The 16,917-nt window shown below is 73.8% G+C and carries 14 protein-coding genes and 2 pseudogenes; 9 read left to right on the top strand and 7 right to left on the bottom strand.

Annotation, left to right across the window (positions count from 1 at the left end):
- Positions 1-4: 4 nt before the first annotated feature.
- A pseudogene (locus O7605_RS27180) lies at positions 5-1,633 on the bottom strand (sulfatase-like hydrolase/transferase); the annotation flags it as partial.
- 302 nt (positions 1,634-1,935) lie between these two features.
- Positions 1,936-2,691, bottom strand: a pseudogene (locus O7605_RS27175) (CDP-alcohol phosphatidyltransferase family protein); the annotation flags it as partial.
- A 97-nt stretch (positions 2,692-2,788) separates the two neighbouring features.
- Here O7605_RS27175 and O7605_RS27170 point away from each other — a divergent pair.
- The 7 genes from O7605_RS27170 (at position 2,789) to O7605_RS27140 (ending at position 8,452) form a co-directional block, all read left to right on the top strand.
- The gene (locus O7605_RS27170; protein WP_269741803.1) at positions 2,789-3,769 is read left to right on the top strand and encodes a zinc-dependent alcohol dehydrogenase; all 981 of its coding nucleotides are present in this window, start codon (positions 2,789-2,791) and stop codon (positions 3,767-3,769) included.
- Positions 3,770-3,772: 3 nt separating this feature from the next.
- Positions 3,773-4,204, top strand: coding sequence for a 6-pyruvoyl trahydropterin synthase family protein (locus tag O7605_RS27165; RefSeq protein WP_269741802.1), 432 nt, complete (start codon positions 3,773-3,775; stop codon positions 4,202-4,204).
- Position 4,205: 1 nt separating this feature from the next.
- Complete coding sequence (locus O7605_RS27160; RefSeq protein WP_269741801.1) at positions 4,206-5,240, top strand: glycosyltransferase family 4 protein; 1,035 nt, start codon at positions 4,206-4,208, stop codon at positions 5,238-5,240.
- Positions 5,237-6,061 carry a methyltransferase domain-containing protein gene (locus tag O7605_RS27155; protein WP_269741800.1) on the top strand — a complete coding sequence of 275 codons (825 nt, stop codon included), beginning with the start codon at positions 5,237-5,239 and terminating at the stop codon, positions 6,059-6,061. Before O7605_RS27160 ends, O7605_RS27155 begins: the two co-directional genes overlap by 4 nt.
- A 62-nt stretch (positions 6,062-6,123) precedes the next feature.
- The gene (locus O7605_RS27150; RefSeq protein ID WP_269741799.1) at positions 6,124-7,086 is read left to right on the top strand and encodes a lysylphosphatidylglycerol synthase transmembrane domain-containing protein; all 963 of its coding nucleotides are present in this window, start codon (positions 6,124-6,126) and stop codon (positions 7,084-7,086) included.
- An 11-nt stretch (positions 7,087-7,097) separates the two neighbouring features.
- Positions 7,098-7,739 (top strand): GTP cyclohydrolase II, encoded by a 642-nt coding sequence (locus O7605_RS27145; protein ID WP_269741798.1) that lies wholly within the window; start codon positions 7,098-7,100, stop codon positions 7,737-7,739.
- A complete protein-coding gene (locus tag O7605_RS27140) occupies positions 7,736-8,452 on the top strand; it encodes a RibD family protein (RefSeq protein ID WP_269741797.1) in 717 nt (238 codons plus the stop codon). Before O7605_RS27145 ends, O7605_RS27140 begins: the two co-directional genes overlap by 4 nt.
- Positions 8,453-8,518: 66 nt before the next feature.
- Here the strand turns inward: O7605_RS27140 and O7605_RS27135 are convergent, their stop codons facing one another.
- The 5 genes from O7605_RS27135 to O7605_RS27115 form a co-directional block, all read right to left on the bottom strand.
- Positions 8,519-9,067 carry a GNAT family N-acetyltransferase gene (locus O7605_RS27135; RefSeq protein WP_269741796.1) on the bottom strand — a complete coding sequence of 183 codons (549 nt, stop codon included), beginning with the start codon at positions 9,065-9,067 and terminating at the stop codon, positions 8,519-8,521.
- On the bottom strand, positions 9,060-11,102 hold the full coding sequence (locus O7605_RS27130) for a penicillin acylase family protein (RefSeq protein WP_269741795.1): 2,043 nt from the start codon (positions 11,100-11,102) through the stop codon (positions 9,060-9,062). Before O7605_RS27130 ends, O7605_RS27135 begins: the two co-directional genes overlap by 8 nt.
- Positions 11,099-11,908, bottom strand: a complete 810-nt coding sequence (locus O7605_RS27125; RefSeq protein ID WP_269741794.1) for an ABC transporter ATP-binding protein — start codon at positions 11,906-11,908, stop codon at positions 11,099-11,101. The genes O7605_RS27130 and O7605_RS27125 overlap by 4 nt, the downstream gene beginning before the upstream one ends.
- A 77-nt stretch (positions 11,909-11,985) precedes the next feature.
- Entirely contained in the window at positions 11,986-13,008 is a 1,023-nt protein-coding gene (locus tag O7605_RS27120) for a FecCD family ABC transporter permease (RefSeq protein ID WP_269741793.1), read from the bottom strand.
- Positions 13,005-13,949: a FecCD family ABC transporter permease gene (locus tag O7605_RS27115; protein WP_443084008.1), complete on the bottom strand. Its 945-nt coding sequence runs from the start codon at positions 13,947-13,949 to the stop codon at positions 13,005-13,007. The genes O7605_RS27120 and O7605_RS27115 overlap by 4 nt, the downstream gene beginning before the upstream one ends.
- Positions 13,950-14,183: 234 nt before the next feature.
- Here O7605_RS27115 and O7605_RS27110 point away from each other — a divergent pair, with 234 nt between their 5' ends.
- Together O7605_RS27110 and O7605_RS27105 are read left to right on the top strand one after the other, a co-directional pair.
- Positions 14,184-15,212, top strand: a complete 1,029-nt coding sequence (locus O7605_RS27110) for an ABC transporter substrate-binding protein (protein WP_269741792.1) — start codon at positions 14,184-14,186, stop codon at positions 15,210-15,212.
- A gap of 146 nt (positions 15,213-15,358) precedes the next feature.
- On the top strand, positions 15,359-16,903 hold the full coding sequence (locus tag O7605_RS27105) for a pyridoxal phosphate-dependent decarboxylase family protein (protein ID WP_269741791.1): 1,545 nt from the start codon (positions 15,359-15,361) through the stop codon (positions 16,901-16,903).
- The last annotated feature ends 14 nt before the right edge of the window (positions 16,904-16,917 follow it).

The following is a 16,917-nucleotide window of genomic DNA, read 5'->3' as shown; positions in this document are numbered from 1 at the left end:
GGGGTCAGCGGGGGTGGGCTTGGGGACGGGATCCGGTGGGGGCGAAGGCGGTCAGGAAGCGGTCGCGGAACTCGTGCATCGGCCAGACCGGGGCGTTGGCGTCCGGGGTCAGGCCGTCCTGCCAGCCCCAGTCGTTGATCCGCTCGAACACGGCCGGGTCCTTCGCCACGATGTGGATCGGCACGTCGTGGCTCGGGTTCTCGCCGGTGACGACGGGCGCGGGCTGGTGGTCGCCGACGAAGACCAGCACCGTGTCGTCGTCGCCGTAGCGCTCCACGTAGGAGATGAGGGTACGCAGCGTGTAGCTGATCGAGTGCCGGTAGCCGGTGCGGGCCTGCGCCGTCGGCGTGCCGATGATGCCCCGCCGGAACACCTCGCCGTCGTCGATGGTGTCCCAGTCGACAAGCGACGGCACCTTCGTCCAGGGGGAGTGGCTGGAGACCAGGGCCAGCTCGGCCATGACCGGACGGTCCTGCTGCCCGGTCAGCTCCCGCTCGTGGAACTGGTGGATGGCGAACTGGTCCGGCATCGGGGCGAAGGCGAACTTGGGGCCCTGGTAGCCCAGGTCGGGGCCGCTGTAGAACTGCTCGTAGCCGTAGAAGGCGCCCTCCGGCCAGGCCTGGTTGACCGCCGGCATTACCCCGACCGTACGCCAGGAGGCGCGCCGGAACGCGTCACCGAGGGTGAACCGGTCGGTGGCGAGCAGGTTCCGGTAGCGCTGGTTGTTGTCCACCCACAGGCCGGAGAGCAGCGTGGCGTGTGCCAACCAGCTCGCCCCGCCGATGGTCGGTGAGGTGAGGAAGCCGCTGCGGGTGGCGAACCCGGCCGTGGCCAGTCGATCGGCGCTCTCGTCGAGCATCCGGGGAATGGACGCGAACTCGGCGTCGGTGACCGCGTCGCGGCCGTAGCTCTCCACGAAGGCGATCACCACGTTCTTGCCGCGCAGCCCGGTGAGCAGCTGGTCGCCGGGCACGTCCCGGAACGGGTCGACCCCCACCTCGTTGGCGAACGCCTGGCGGTCGTACAGCCGGTCCCGGACCTCGGCGGCGTGCTCCTGCACCAGGATCGTGGCGTTGGTGTCGGCCATCGGCATGGCGGGCACGATCCGCGCCCCGAAGGCCGCCAGCACCGCCCAGACCAGCACCAGCGTGGCGATCGCGCGCGTGCTGCCGGTGCGGTGTCGGGCCAGCGACCCGGACAGCCGCACCGCCGACAGGGCGGTCAGCACCGGCACGGCCAGCAGGACCAACCCGACTCCGAGTGCGATGGCGATCGCGCCGGGTCGGCCGATCGACTCGGCCACGAAGGTGAACGCCTCGTCCAGCAGCGACCAGTCCAGCACCAGGTCGAACGGGCGACCCAGCGACGAGTAGAAACCGAGGTCGCCGACCTTCACCACGGCGACGAGCCCGAGCAGCCCACCGGCCAGCGCGGCCACCACCCGGCGGGGCCGACCGGGCAGCGCGAGCAGCAGCGCGGCCAGCAGCAGCCCCTCCAACGGGATCCGCAGGAACGCGCCGGGCTCCAGCTGCCACGGCCGGTTGGGCAGGGTGAAGGTGACGAGCACCAGCAGCGCGGCGAGCGCCGTGACCACCCGTGTGACGATCCGTCGGCGCAAGGTGACCGGCGCTGGCCGGGACGCGGCGTCATCCGGGTCGGTCCCGTGCGTCTCCCCGGTTCCGGTCCGACGCGCCCCGACAGTTCCGGTCGGATGCCCGTCGGCCACGTCGGTCGAGTGTCCGTCGATCATCGCGGTCTCGGGTGCGGAGCCGGCTTCGGGCGGGCCTGCCACGACAGTGTGCGTGCGCCGCTCGGTGGTGGCGCTCGGGTTCTGCTCGGCGTCGGGCGTGGACGCCCGGTCGGCGATCGGCAACTGGGTCTCCGGGGTCAGCGCAGCGACAGGACGGGGGCGGTGGGCAGGTCACGCTCATCGACCCGCCGCACGCCGATCGGCACGGTCGGCACGGTCGGTGCCACCACGGCCGCGACGGGCCGGGCCTGCCGGTGGCGCCACAGCCAGCCGACGTCGCGGCCGAACGACTCGACCAGCATCCCCAGCGCGACCACCAGCACGACAGTGGTCAGCACTCCGGGCAGCACCTGGGCGGCGGCGACCGCGAGCATGACTCCCTGGACCGCGGCGACCACCTTACGCCAGTACCGGTGCGGCAGCGGCGCGTTGACCCAGGGCAGCACCCAGCCGGCGAGCAGGAAGACGTACCGCATCAGGCCGATGGCGAGCACCCAGGCACCGACCGACGGCGCGACGTACAGGCTCAGCACCAGTACCAGGAACGAGTCGACCTCCATGTCGAACCTGGCGCCGAGGGCGCTCGTCGTCCCGGTACGCCGGGCCACCTTGCCGTCGACGGCATCCAGTGCCAGCGCCACCGCCGTCATCGCCACCAGCGGTACCACCGGGGCGGGGCGACCGTCGATCAGCGCGTCGGCGATCAGCGCGGTCACCGCGCCGACCAGCAGCCCACGGCCCATGGTCACCCAGTCGGCCGGTCCCAGTCGGTCCGAGCCCGCGTGGCGGAGCCCACGCACGAGTGCCAGGTAGGTCACCGCCCCGTACGCCAGGCCCGACAGCCAGCCCGCGACACCGAGACCGACCGTCGCGGCGAGCCCCGCCAGCAGGACGATCTGGACGATCAGCCCGATTCGTGGACCGGTTCGAACTGTGGACACCGTGCCTCCGTGTTTATGATCGACGACCCCCCGACTGGGAACTACGGAAAATACGACGGATCGGTTCGGTCTGGACGCAGGTAAGGAGAAAAAACCGGTGACGCGTAGCGCCCTCGCCTTCTGGCTCCGGACTCCCGGCGTGGGTGAACTCCGCCCGGAGACGCTGCCGGAACCGGGCACCGACGAGGTCCTGGTGCGCAGCCGGTACTCCGGGGTCAGCCGGGGCACCGAGACGCTGGTCTTCACCGGCGGCGTGCCGGCCAGCCAGTACGCCGCGATGCGCGCCCCGTTCCAGGATGGTGACTTTCCGGCCCCGGTCAAGTACGGCTACCTCAACGTCGGCGAGGTCGAGCAGGGGCCGGCGCACCTGCTCGGGCGTACGGTGTTCTGCCTGCACCCGCACCAGAGCGCGTACGTGGTGCCGGCGGAGGCGGTGACCGTCGTGCCGGCCGGGGTGCCGGCGGCCCGCGCGGTGCTGGCCGGCACGGTGGAGACCGCCGTCAACGCGCTGTGGGACGCCCCGCCCCTGGTCGGCGACCGGGTGACCGTGGTCGGCGGTGGCATGGTCGGCTCCGCGGTGACCGCCCTGTTGGCCCGCTTCCCGGGCGTAGGGGTGGAACTGGTGGACACCGACCCGGCCCGCGCCGAGGTGGCCGCCGCGCTGGGCGTCGACTTCGCCACCCCCGAGACCGCCGGCGACGGCCGTGACCTGGTGGTGCACGCCAGCGCCAGCGCCGCCGGCCTGCAACGCGGCCTGGACCTGCTCGCGCCGGAAGGCACCCTGCTCGAACTGAGCTGGTACGGCGACCGGCCGGTGCAACTGTCCCTCGGTGGTGCGTTCCACTCCGGACGGCTGGCCATCCGCAGCAGCCAGGTCGGCATGGTGGCTCCGGCGCGACGCGGCAGTCGCAGCTACGCCGACCGGATGGCACTCGCCTTGGACCTGCTCGCCGATCCGAGGTTCGACGCGCTGATCACCGGCCGGTCGCCGTTCGCGGAACTGCCCGACGTGCTCGCCCGACTCAGTGGGGGCGACCTGCCCGCGCTGTGCCATCTCATCACCTACGACGGGGAGTGAACCGTGTTCAGCGTTACCGTCCGTGACCACATCATGATCGCCCACAGCTTCCGCGGCGAGGTCTTCGGCCCCGCCCAACGGCTGCACGGCGCGACGTTCGTGGTCGACGCCACCTTCCGCCGCCCCGACCTCGACGACGACGGCATCGTGGTCGACATCGGACTGGCCACCGACCAGCTCAAGGCGGTGCTCGGCGAGCTGAACTACCGCAACCTCGACGACGAACCCGCGTTCGCCGGACAGAACACCACCACCGAGGTGCTGGCCCGCACCATCGCCGACCGGCTCGCCGACCGGGTGGCCGCAGGTCAACTGGGCGGCGGGGCCCGGGGTCTGACCGGGATCACGGTCACCCTGCACGAGTCGCACGTGGCCTGGGCCAGCTACGAGCGGGCGCTGCCCGGCTCGACCGCCGTCGGCGAGGGCACCGCCTGACGTGCCGATCCTGCACGTGATCCTGCCGGGCGACATCGACGATCCGGCGTCGCCCAGCGGCGGCAACGGCTACGACCGACGGATCTGCGCCGGGCTCACCGCCGCCGGCTGGTCGGTCCGCGAGCACGCCGTGGCCGGTGACTGGCCGCGACCGTCCCCGCCGGCGCGGGCCGCGTTGGCCCGGGTGCTGGCCGGTACGCCGGACGGTGCGCTGGTGCTCGTCGACGGCCTGGTCGCCTCGGTGGTGCCGGACGTCCTCGCCGCCCACCGCGGGCGGTTGCGGCTGGTCGCGCTGGTGCACCTGCCCCGCGACGACGACACCGAGGCCAGCGCCCTGGCCTCGGTCACCGCCGTGGTGGCCACCAGCGCCTGGACCCGCGACGCGCTGCTTCGGCGGTACGCGTTGCCCGCCGAGCGGGTGCACGTGGCCCCGCCCGGGGTGGACCCGGCCCCATCGGCGCCCGGGTCGGCCACCGGGTCGGGCCTGCTCTGCGTCGCCGCGGTCGCCCGGCACAAGGGACACGACGTGCTGGTCGAGGCGCTGACCACGGTGGCCGACCGGCGCTGGACGCTCACCTGTGTCGGACCGCTGCACCGGGAGCCGGAGTACGTGCGCCGACTGCGCGAGCGGATCACCGCCGGACGGCTCGGCGACCGGATCCGGCTGACCGGAGCGTTGGCCGGTGACCGGCTGCGCGCCGCGTACGCCGCCGCCGACCTGCTGGTGCACCCTTCGCGCGGCGAGACGTACGGGATGGTGGTCACCGAGGCGCTGGCGCGCGGCGTACCGGTGCTCGCCACCGCCGTCGGCGGACTGCCCGACGCCCTCGGTCGCACGGCGGCGGGCGACCGACCGGGTCTGCTGGTGCCGCCCGACGACCCGATCGCCCTCGCCACGGCGTTAGGCCGCTGGCTCGACGACGCGGCCCTGCGCGAGCAGTTGCGGCACGCCGCGCTCCAGCGACGGGACACCCTCGCCGACTGGAGCAGCACGCTCGCCCGGATCACCACGGCCCTGAAGGAGGCGTCGGCATGAGCATCGACCTACCGCCCGATTTCGCGAAGTGGCTCGCGCTGCGGGAACCCGCCGACGTGGCGGCCCGGTCCACCGAACTCGTCGACACCTTGCGTGCGGCGCTGCCCGGTCACGGCCCCCTGGTGGTGCATGATCTTGGCGCCGGGACCGGCTCGCTGGGCCGCTGGCTGGCCCCGCTGCTGCCCGGCGCCCAGCACTGGATCCTGTACGACCAGGATCCCGACCTGCTGGGCCGGGCGTGCGCCGGCATGCCGGCCACCGCCGCCGACGGGGCGCCGATCACCGTCGAGACCCGCCAGGGCGACCTGACCCGGCTGACCGCCGCCGAGCTGGCCGACGCCGCCCTGGTCACCGCCTCGGCCCTGCTCGACATGCTGACCGTCGAGGAACTCGACCGCCTGGTCGCCGCCTGTGCCGAGGCCGGTTGTCCGGCGTTGTTCCTGATCTCCGTGACCGGCGCGGTGCGGTTGACCCCGGCCGATTCGCTTGACGACGAGGTCGCCGCCGCCTTCAACGCCCACCAACGTCGTACCGTCGGCGGCCGGCGGCTGCTCGGGCCGGACGCCGTCGACACCTGCGTCGCCGCTTTCGCCCGCCACGGCGTGGACGTGGAACTGCGGCCCAGCCCCTGGCGGCTCGGGCCGGAGCAGGCCGCCCTGACGGCGCAGTGGTTCACCGGTTGGCTCGACGCGGCCCGCGAGCAACGCCCCGACCTGACCGCCCACACCGACGAGTACGCACGACGTCGGCTGGCGGAGGCTGAAAGCGGTCGCCTCGGGGTACTGGTCGGTCACGTCGACCTGCTGGCCCTGCGCCGTTGAACCGGCAGCCGATCAGCTACGTGCGTACAGTCAGGGAAGATCGTCATGCCGGGGAGGCACGAGTGGGGGATGAAGCTGGCGGCGCCGCACCCACGGCGACCTCTGCGCGCCGGTCGTTCTGGGGCTGGGCCCGGCTGGCACTGGGAGTGGCCGTCCTCGTCGGGCTGCTCTGCTGGCTGGGCACCGGGCCGTTCCTGGCCGGGCTGCGGCTGATCGACGCGCCCGCGCTGGCCGCCGCGCTCGCCATCGGCGTGCTCACCACCGTCTGCGCCGCCTGGCGGTGGAGCCTCGTCGCCGGTGGCCTCGGCGTGCGCCTACCACTACGCGAGGCGGTCGCCCACTGCTACCGGGCGATCTTCCTCAACGCGACGCTGCCCGGCGGCATCCTGGGTGACGTGCACCGCGCGGTGCGGCACGGCCGCGACGTGGGAGACGTCGGACGCGGCATCCGGGCGGTGGTGTGGGAACGGATGGCCGGGCAGGTGGTGCTGGTCGCGTTCGCCGCGGTGCTGCTGTTCGCCTTCCCGTCGCCGGTGCGCCCGTTCCTGCCGGTGGCGACCGCCGTGGCGGTGGCGGTGCTGGTCGCCGTGGTGGTGGCGGCCCGGCTGCTGCCGCAGTCCGGTGCCTCCCGGTGGGCCCGCGCACTGGGCACCGCCGTGTCGGACGTACGGCTCGGGCTGCTCGGCCGGCGGACCTGGGCGGGGGTCCTGCTCGCCTCCGCGCTGGCGGTGGCCGGGCACCTCGCGACCTTCCTGGTGGCCGCACGCACGGCGGGTTCGACCGCTCCGCTGACCCTGCTGTTGCCGCTGACCCTGCTGGCCCTGCTCGCGATGGGGGTGCCGGCGAACGTCGCCGGGTTCGGCCCCCGTGAGGGGGTGGCCGCGTGGGCGTTCGCCGCCGCGGGTCTGACCGCCGCCGAGGGGGTGGCCACCGCGACGGTGTACGGCGCCCTGGTGCTCGTCGCGAGCCTGCCGGGAGCCGCCGTGCTCCTGGCCCGACGTGTCCGTGTACCCGCCACCGTCTGACGAGGAGACCCATGTCCGAATCACTGCCTGTCGCCACCATCCGGACGCAGGTCACCGTGCCGCTGCGGTTTCCCGACGGTTACACCACCACGGCCCGGCTGTTCACCTTCGACGGGCTCGTCGACGGCCGGGAGCACCTCGCCTTCGGCCTCGGCGATCCCGGCGCGGCGGAACGCGCCGGCGACGTGCCGCTGGTCCGTCCGCACAGCGAATGCCTCACCGGCGACGTGTTCGGCAGCCAACGCTGCGACTGCGGGCCGCAGTTGCGCGAGGCGGTGCAGCGCATCGCCGACGTCGGCGGCTACCTGCTCTACCTGCGCCAGGAGGGCCGGGGCATCGGGCTGTACGCCAAGCTCGACGCGTACGCGTTGCAGGACGCGGGGCTGGACACCTTCGAGGCCAACGTCGCGCTCGGTCACGCCGAGGACGAACGCGACTACACCGTGGCGGCGCAGATGCTCGCCGCGCTCGGTGTCGGTCCGATCGCGGTGCTGAGCAACAACCCGGAGAAGACCGAGCAGTTGGGGCGGCTCGGGATCACCGTGACCGAGCAGGTGCCCACCGGCGTGTTCCTGTCCCCGGCCAACGCCGACTACCTCGCGGCGAAGGCCAGCCGCGCGGCCCGCGCCGCCGACCTTCCCTTCGTCCGGTGACCGGCCCGTCCGGGGCGGCCCGGCCGTACGTGCTGCTCAGTTGCGCCACCTCGATCGACGGCTACATCGACGACGCCACCGACGAGCGGCTGCTGCTGTCCAACGACGCGGATCTCGACCGGGTCGACGAGGTCCGGTCCGGCTGCGACGCGATCCTGGTCGGTGCCGGCACCGTTCGCCGTGACGACCCGCGGTTGCTGGTGCGCTGCGAGCGCCGCCGGGCCGAACGGGTCGCCCGTGGCCTGCCGGCATCGCCGATCCGGGTGACCGTGACCGGCTGCGGCGACCTGGACCCCGAGGCCCGGCTGTTCACCGTGGGTGACACCGACCGGATCGTCTACAGCGCCAGTGCGGCGGTCGAGAAGACCCGGCACCGGCTCGGTGAGCTGGCCACCGTGGTCGACGCCGGTGATCCGGTCGACCTGCGCTGGATGCTGGCAGACCTGGCCGAGCGGGGTGTCGGCCGCCTGCTGGTGGAGGGCGGCGCGGGCGTGCACGGCCAGTTCCTCGCCGCCGGGCTGGCCGACGAGCTGCACCTGGTGGTGGCCCCGTTCTTCGTCGGTGACCGGCGGGCGCCGAGGTTCGTCGGCGAGGGTCACTTCCCGTGGCACCCCGGGCGGCGGGCGCAGGTGATGGAGGCGCGCCAGATCGGCGACGTGGTACTCACCCGCTACGCCCTGTCCGAGCGCTGCGAGCCGCCGCCGTCCGACTGACGGTCGCCGGAGGCGGCGTCTCGCGGTGTCCGAGCGGTGGGAGGGCGCGACACGCCGAATGTCGGGCTACGCCGACGGGCGGTCGAGGAACATCAGCCGGGCGCGTTTGTCGGGCAGGTCGATCAGGGGGCCGTCGACGAAGCCGGCCCGGCGCAGCCGGGCGATGGCCTTGTCGTTGCGGGCGTCCGGCTCCATCACCAGCCGTAGCCGGCCGGGGTCGGTGAAGACGAAGGCGACGAACTCGGCCAGCAGCGTGCCGGTGAAGCCGGGTTCTGGGCGTACCGGAGTGCCGATCAGCAGGTGCCCACCGTGGTCGCCGGGGCGTACCGGGTAGCACTTGCCGACCGGATCGTGCTCCGGTTCGTAGGTCTGGAACAGCGCCACCGGGTGCCCGTCGCGCAGGGTGAGGTACGCGTGATGGGTGGACAGCGAGTCCACGTACCGGTAGATCTCGGCGACCCGCTCCCGGTCGGCGTCGCGCATCCCCCAGAACCGGGCCCGCTCCTGACTGACCCAGGAGTGGATCACCTCGGCGTCGGCGTCCGGCTCGACCGGCCGGAACGCCACCACACCGAACCCGGGCACGTGACGTTCGAAGTGGTGGCGGTCAGTCATGGTGCTCCTCGGTCAGCCGGTCCCAGTCGCCGCAGGTCTGGATCAGGTCGCCGCGCAACCACAGCGGCAGTTGGTCGTCGCGGTGCGGCCCGGTGCCGGCGGCCCCGAACGGCACCACCCAGCGGCTGTCGTCCCGCCGGGCCAGGTCCCACACGTACCGGGCCGCCGGCCCGCGCAGGCACAGGTCGGTGACGCCGGGGACGCTCGAGGTGGCCAGCACGCAGTCGTGGTCGCCGGACAGTCGCGGCCCCGGTGGCGTGGCCGGATCGGGCAGGGCCCGCCACGGCAGGAGCCGGTGCCGTTCGCCCCATCGGTGGGTGCCGCCGGCGGCGGCCACCTCCGCCAGGGCCTCGCGCAGCAGGTGGGCCCGCTCCACGCCAGGAAGGTCGGCGTACAGCAGCGGCGTCACCGCGTACCCGACCCGGGCCGGCAGGCCCAGCCACGGCCGGAACACCTCCGGGTAGGGGGGTGGTTCGGCAAGCGCCGCCAGGGCGGGGTGGGCGGCGAGCCGGCGGGTCACGGCGGCCCGCAGGTCGGCGAAGGCGGCGGCGTCGACGCTGTCGGCGTCCATCCGGCGGTCCCAGGTCAGCAGCCGCTCCCGCAGCTCGGCGGCGGCCGGCTCGAGCCCGTCCAGCGGGGCGAGCAGGTCCAGCAGCGGGCCGGCGGCGGCCAGGTGGGTGTCGGTGTGCACGGTCGCGAGCCGCTCGGCACGCCAGTCGTCGGCGGTGTCCAGCAGGTGGCGGATCCGGTCGGCCCGGTACGGCGGCGCGAACTCCACCCCCAGCCCGGCGGCGAGGCCACGCTCGTTGGCCATCACCGCCACCTGACCGACCGGGCTGCTCGGCGTGTCGTGCCAGCCCTGCCAGGCGTGGCCCGCCTCCCAACCGGGGACCACCCGCAGCCCGTTGTCGGGGTGGCGGCGCGGCACCCGACCGGCCACCCGGTGCAGCAGCCCGCCGGCGGTGTCGGCCGCGAGGACCACGTTCACCGGTTCGACCCAGCCGTCGAGTGCCGCGTCGACGTCGCCGACGGTGCGCGCCCGCAGCAGCGCCGGCAGGACGCCGAAGCCCAGCTCACCCAGGACCCGGGGCGGATATCGCAGGCTGACCGTGCTGGCCGGGTCGTCGTCCGGTCCACCGGAGACCAGCGGCCCCCGCTCGGTCTCGATCACCTCGACCTCGACCGGCGCGGCGCCGGCCACCTCGATCGTCTCGACGTGCCGGTGCGCCGGTCGCCACCCGTGCGGCCCGTACGCCTCGACCCGGTCGCCCCGGCGGCGCAGCCGTTCGACGTACCCGTCCTGGTAGTCGGCCATGGCGTTGGTGATCGCCCAGGCCACCTCCCCGGCGTGGCCGAAATGCGGGATGCCCGGGACGCCGGGCACCGCGAAGCCGAGCACGTCGTACTCCGGGCAGGCCAGCCGGATCTGCTGGTAGATGCCGGGCGCCTCGATGAACCGGTGCGGATCACCGGCGATCAGGGCGGCGCCGGTGGCGGTGCGGTCGGCGGCGAGCAGCCAGCCGTTGCTGCCCGAGGTGACCTGGTTGTCGACGGCGAACAGGCCGGCGGCCCGCGGGCCGAGCCGGCGGGCCACGTGGTCGCGCCAGAGTTTGGTACCGAAGCCCGCGAAGAGCACGTGGTGTCCGAGCCAGAGCGCGAGCGGCGTCCACGGCTGCCAGCGCCCCGGCCGCAGGCCGGTGGCGGCGAACTCCGGGGCCCGTGCCGCACCGGCGGACAGCCCGTCGTTGACCCCGTCCACGTAGCGCCCCACCCACTCGGCGGTGGCCGGGTCGAGGGCGGCGTGGCAGCGTCGCGCGGTGTCGTCGAGCCGGGCCCGGCGGGCGAAGCTGTCCCAGGCCACCGCCTCGGTGCCGAGGAAGGAGGCGGAGGTGCCCTGCGACCGGTGCCGTTCCACCTCGATCTGCCAGGCCCGGTCCAGGGCGGTGACCCGACCCTGGGCGTAGGCCAGTGACGGGTGGTCGTCGGCGCGCAGGTGGGGGACCCCATAGCTGTCGCGGTACCGGCGGGCGTTCACCGCGGCACCGTACCGGCTCGGGCGCGGGCCGCCGGCACCACCAGCGGGGTACCCGTCTCCGGGTCGTCGATGACCCGGCAGGGCAGGCCGAAGACCTCCTCGACCAGTTCGGCGGTGACGATCCGGCGGGGTTCGCCGGCGGCCACCACCCGTCCGTCACGCATCGCGATCAGGTGGGTGGCGTACCGGGCGGCGTGGTTGAGGTCGTGCAGCACCGCGACCAGCGTGCGACCCTGCTCCTCGTGCAGCCGGGCGCACAGGTCGAGCACCTCGATCTGGTGGGCGATGTCGAGGTACGTGGTCGGCTCGTCCAACAGCAGCAGGGGTGTCTGCTGGGCCAACGCCATGGCCAGCCAGACCCGCTGCCGCTGGCCGCCGGAGAGTTCGTCGACCAGCCGGTCGCCGAGGTCGTCGACGCCGGTGGCGGCCATCGACTCGGCGACGATCCGCTCGTCGTCGCGGGACCACTGGCGCAGCAGCCCCTGGTGCGGGTAGCGCCCCCGGGCCACCAGCTCGGCCACGTCGATGCCGTCCGGGGCGATCGGCGACTGGGGGAGCAGCCCGAGCGTACGGGCCACGGCGCGGGCTGGTAGCCGGTGGATGTCCGTCCCGTCGAGCAGCACCGCCCCGGCGGTCGGCCTCAGCAGCCGCGACAGCGCCCGCAGCAGGGTGGACTTGCCGCACGCGTTCGGGCCGATGATGACGGTGAAGGAGCGGTCGGGCACGGCGACGGTGAGGTCCTCGGCGACGACGCGTCGGTCGTAGGCGAGCCGCAGCCCGTGGCCACCGAGCCGGGAGGTCGACATGCTTGTTGCTCCGTTCTGAGGGGTGGTGGTCAGGACCGATCCGCTGGTCCGGCCCGGTCCGCCGGACTGCCCGGCGGTCACAGCCGGCCCGCCCGGCGCTCGGTGGCCAGCAGCCACACCAGGTAGCCGCCGCCGATCACGCCGGTCACCACGCCGACCGGTAGTTGGCCGGGCAGTGCGCGCAGCGCGACCTGGTCGGCGAGGACGGTGATCAGCGCGCCGACGACCGCCGCCGGTAGCAGGGTGACCCCGGGCGCCCGGGTGAGCCGTCGGGCCAGGTGCGGGGCGGTGAGCGCGACGAACGGCACGGGTCCGGCGGCGGCCGCGGACAGCGCCACCAGCAGCACCGCCCCGGCGAGCAGCAGCATCCGCAGCCGGTGCACGCTGACTCCCAGCCCGCTGGCGGCGTCGTCGCCCAACTCGGTCATCCGCAGCGCCGGTGCGCAGGCCAGCAGCGCCGGCAGCAGCACCGTGAGAGCGACCAGCAGCGGTGCGGCGTCGGACCAGCCGCGACCGTCGAGGCTGCCGGTGAGCCAGAGCATCGCCCGGGAGGCGCTCATCAGCGGTACCCGGGTCATCAGGTAGCCGTTGACGCCGGTGAGGATGGCCGACATGCCGATGCCGACCAGGACCAGCCGGTAGCCGTGCACGCCGCGCCGCCAGGCGATCAGGTAGATGAGCAGGCCGGTGACCACTCCGCCGAGGGCCGCGGAACCGGCGAGGGCGGCACTGCTGCCGCCGACGGCGACCACGACGAGCGCGCCGGTGGCCGCGCCCTGGGTGAAACCGAGCACGTCCGGGCTGCCCAGCGGGTTACGGACCAGCGCCTGGAACACCGCTCCGGCCAGGCCGAGCGCGGCGCCCACGGCCAGGCCGGTGACCAACCGGGGCAGCCGCAGCTGGGTGACGATGAACCCCTCGGCGGGGGTGCCGCCACCGGTCAGCGTGCGCAACACGTCGGTCGGCGACATCGGGTACTCGCCGTGCCCGATGGCCAGTACGCCGACGCCGACGGTGAGCAGCAGGCAGACCGTGCCGACGGCGAGGACGCGGGGACGCAGCCGGACCGAGAGCCGGGCGGGCGTCCGGATCACGATCATCGGACCGTCCTCGTCCGGAGCACCAGCGCCAGGAACAGCGGACCGCCGACCACCGCGGTGATCAGCCCGACCTGGAGTTCACCGGGGCGGCCGAGGACTCGCCCCAGCACGTCGGAGCCGAGCAGCAGCACCGGGGCGAGCAGCGCGCAGTAGGGCAGCAGCCAGCGCAGGTCGGGGCCGGTGAGGGCGCGGACCAGGTGCGGCACGAGCAGACCGACGAAGACGATCGGTCCGCACGCGGCGGTGGCGGCCCCGCAGAGCAGGGTGATGGCGATGATCACACCGGCCCGGGCCACGGCCGGTCGGGCACCCAGGGCCTGCGCGGCGTCGTCACCGAGGGCGAGCGCGTTGAGCGGACGGGCGGCGGCCAGCGCGACCAGCAGCCCGACCGCGATGAACGGCAGCACCCGCAGCACCGTGCCGGTGTCGGCGCTGGCCAGTGAGCCGACGGTCCAGAAACGCAGCCGTTCCAGGCCGGCCGCGTCGAGCAGCATCACCGCGCTGACGTAGGAGTACAGGGCCGCGTTGAGCGCCGCGCCGGCCAACGCCAACCGGGCCGGGGTGGCGGCGCGACCGCCGCCGACGGCGTACACCCCGACGGTGACGGCGGCGGCACCGAGCAGGGCGAACCACACCTGACCGGTGCCGCCGCCGAGGCCGAACAGGGCGGTGGCGGTGGCGATGGCGGCGGCGGCCCCGGCGTTGATGCCGAGCAGTCCGGGGTCGGCGAGCGGATTGCGGGTGAGAGCCTGCATCGCCGCGCCGGCCACGCCGAGCGCGGCACCGGCCAGCAGACCGAGCAGCGTACGGGGCAGCCGCAGCTGTCGGACGACGGTGTACTCGGCGGCGTCGCGGTCGGTCAGGGCGTGCCAGACCTCGGACGCCGGGATCGGCTTGGCGCCGACGGCGATGCTCAGCACCACGACCGCGAGCAGGGCCAGCACGGCTACGAGCAGACCGCCGGTCCGCAGGGCGGTACGGCGGTGCCGAGGTGCCGTGGTCGACCGGGTCGGCTTCTCGCGGGGTGGCGACTCGATGACGGACAGGGTGAACTCCAGTGTGGGGCGAAACGCCGTCGGGGGCTTGACAGGAGCCGAGTGTAGGCAGGAAGTTAGGTTAGGTTAGCCTAACCCCGGCTGTCCATGGTCCGAGACCCTGATCGAAAGACGACACGCATGTCTGAGCACCACTCCGTCCGTCGCCTCTCCCGCCGGGGGCTGCTCGCCGTCGGCGGCGCCGCCATGGCCGCCGCGCTCGTCGGTTGCGGCCGTGACGACACCTCCGGCACCGACACCGACAACGGCTCCGGGCCCTGGTCGTTCACCGACGACCGCCCCGAGACGGTGACCGCCGACGCCCGGCCCGACCGGGTGGTCGCCTTCACCGGCTCCGCCGCCGCGCTTGTCGACTTCGGACTCGGAAGCGAGATCGTCGGGGTCTTCGGCGAGACCAGGAAGGCCGACGGCAGCGTCGAGCCGCAGGCCGGCGACCTGGACGTGGAGAGCGTCGAGATCCTCGGCAACGTCTGGGGCGAGTTCAGCGTCGAGAAGTACGCCGCCCTGCGCCCGGAGCTGCTGGTCACCCACATGTACGACCCGGGTGCCTACTGGTACGTCCCGGACGAGAGCAAGGACAAGATCCTGCCGCTGGCGCCGGTGGTGACCATCACCACCGCCCGGGTGCCGATGACCAAGCCGATCGAGCGGTACGCCCAGCTCGCCGAGTCCCTCGGCGCCGACCTGTCGGCGCCGAAGGTCACCGACGCCAAGGCGCGGTTCGAGGCCGCGGCCGAGGCGGTACGCCAGGCCGTCGCCGCCAACCCGGGCATCAAGGTGATGGCCGCCTCGGGCAGCCCCGACCTGTTCTACGTCTCCAACCCCAAGGTCAGCACCGACCTGATGTACTTCGCCGAGCTCGGCGTCGACATCGTGGTGCCGACCAAGCTGGAATCCGGTGACTACTTCGAGGCGCTCAGCTGGGAGAACGCCGGAAAGTTCGCCGCCGACCTGATCCTGCTCGACAACCGCGGCACCGCCCTGCAACCCACCGACCTGGCCGCCAAGCCCACCTGGAAGCAGCTGCCCGCCGTGCAGGCCGGGCAGGTCACGCCGTGGGACGCGGTGCCACGCTTCTCGTACGCCGGCGCGGCGCCGCTGCTGGAGAACCTCGCCAAGGCGATCCAGGGCGCAAGGAAACTGACCTGACATCGGCGGGCCGGCCGGTCGCGGTCCCGCACCGCACCGGCCGCCCCGCCACCGCCCTCCCGGACCCGATCCGCCCGCCGCTCACCTGTCGTGCGGGAAGTTCCGGCTGCCCGAAAACCGAACCGCCGAGCGTGGAGGACACGTCCATGACCCTGCCGGTGCACACCGCCGAGGCAACGCCGACCCGCCCACGACCCGGCCACACACCAGCCCGGGCCCACCTGCTCAGCGACGACACGGTCGAGCAGTACCGCCGGGCGGTGGCCGCCGGCACCGACCGGGTGGCCCGGCGGATCGCCGACGCCACCGGACCGTTCACCGGCGTACGCCCGGACGAGCTCGCCCCCCAGGTGGAGGCGATCGACCTGGACCGGCCATTGGGCGACACCACCGCCGCGCTCGACGAGCTGGAGGACGTCTACCTGCGCGACGCGGTCTGGTTCCACCACCCCCGGTACCTGGCCCACCTCAACTGCCCGGTGGTCATTCCGGCACTGCTCGGCGAGGCGGTCCTCAGCGCGGTCAACTCCTCGATGGACACCTGGGACCAGAGCGCCGGCGGCACCCTGATCGAGCGCCGGCTCGTCGAGTGGACCGCCGACCGGATCGGCCTCGGTCCGACCGCCGACGGGGTCTTCACCAGCGGCGGTACCCAGTCGAACCTGCACGCCCTGTTGCTGGCCCGGGAGGAGGCGCTGGCCGCCGCGACCCCGGCCGACCGGCGGATCCTGCTGCCCCAGCTGCGGATCATCGCCTCGGCGGCCGGTCATTTCAGCGTGCAGAAGGCGGCCAAGCTGCTCGGCCTGGCGCCGGACGCGGTCGTGGTGGTGGAGACCGGCCCCGACCGGCGGATGCGTCCGGGCGCGGTCCGGCACGAGATCGCCCGTTGCCGGCGGGCCGGCCTGACCGTCATGGCGGTGGTAGCCACCGCCGGCACCACCGACTTCGGCACGATCGACCCGCTCGACGAGATCGCCGAGGTGTGCGCCACGGCCGGGGTGTGGCTGCACGTCGACGCCGCGTACGGCTGCGGGTTGCTGGTCTCGCCGACCCGCCGGCACCTGCTCGACGGCATCGAGCGCGCCGACTCGGTGACCGTGGACTACCACAAGTCCTTCTTCCAGCCGGTCAGCTCCAGCGCCCTGGTGGTCCGTGACCGGCGGACCCTGCGGCACGCCACCTGGCACGCCGACTACCTCAACCCGGCCCGGACGGTCGCCCAGCGCATCCCCAACCAGGTCGACAAGAGCCTGCAGACCACCCGCCGGTTCGACGCGCTCAAGCTCTGGTTGACCCTGCGGGTGATGGGGCCCGACGCGGTCGGTGAACTCTTCGACGAGGTCTGCGACCGGGCCGCGCAGGCGTGGGAGCTGGTCGCCGCCGACCCGCGCTTCGAGGTGCTGACCCGTTCGCAGCTGAGCACCGTGGTGTTCCGCTGGCGGCCCAGCGGGCCGGGCCCGGACCTGACCGACGCGGCCAACCTGCGCGCCCGCGAGGCGTTGGCCGCCTCCGGCCTCGGCGTGGTCGCCGGCACCAAGGTCGACGGCCGCCAGTACCTCAAGTTCACCGTGCTCAACCCGGCCACCACTGTCGCCGACGTCGCCTACGTGCTGGACCTTATCGCCGAGCAGGCCGGCCGCTACCTGCACGAACACGTGCCCGCCGCCGACCTGACCTGCCCGGTCGGCTGACCGTGCCAGCTGCC

The sequence above is a fragment of the Verrucosispora sp. WMMA2121 genome (assembly GCF_027460185.1).
Taxonomy (GTDB): Bacteria; Actinomycetota; Actinomycetes; order Mycobacteriales; family Micromonosporaceae; genus Micromonospora; species Micromonospora palythoicola.
The sequence above is the reverse complement of the archived record's forward strand: the minus strand, read 5'-3'. Positions and strand labels throughout refer to the sequence as shown.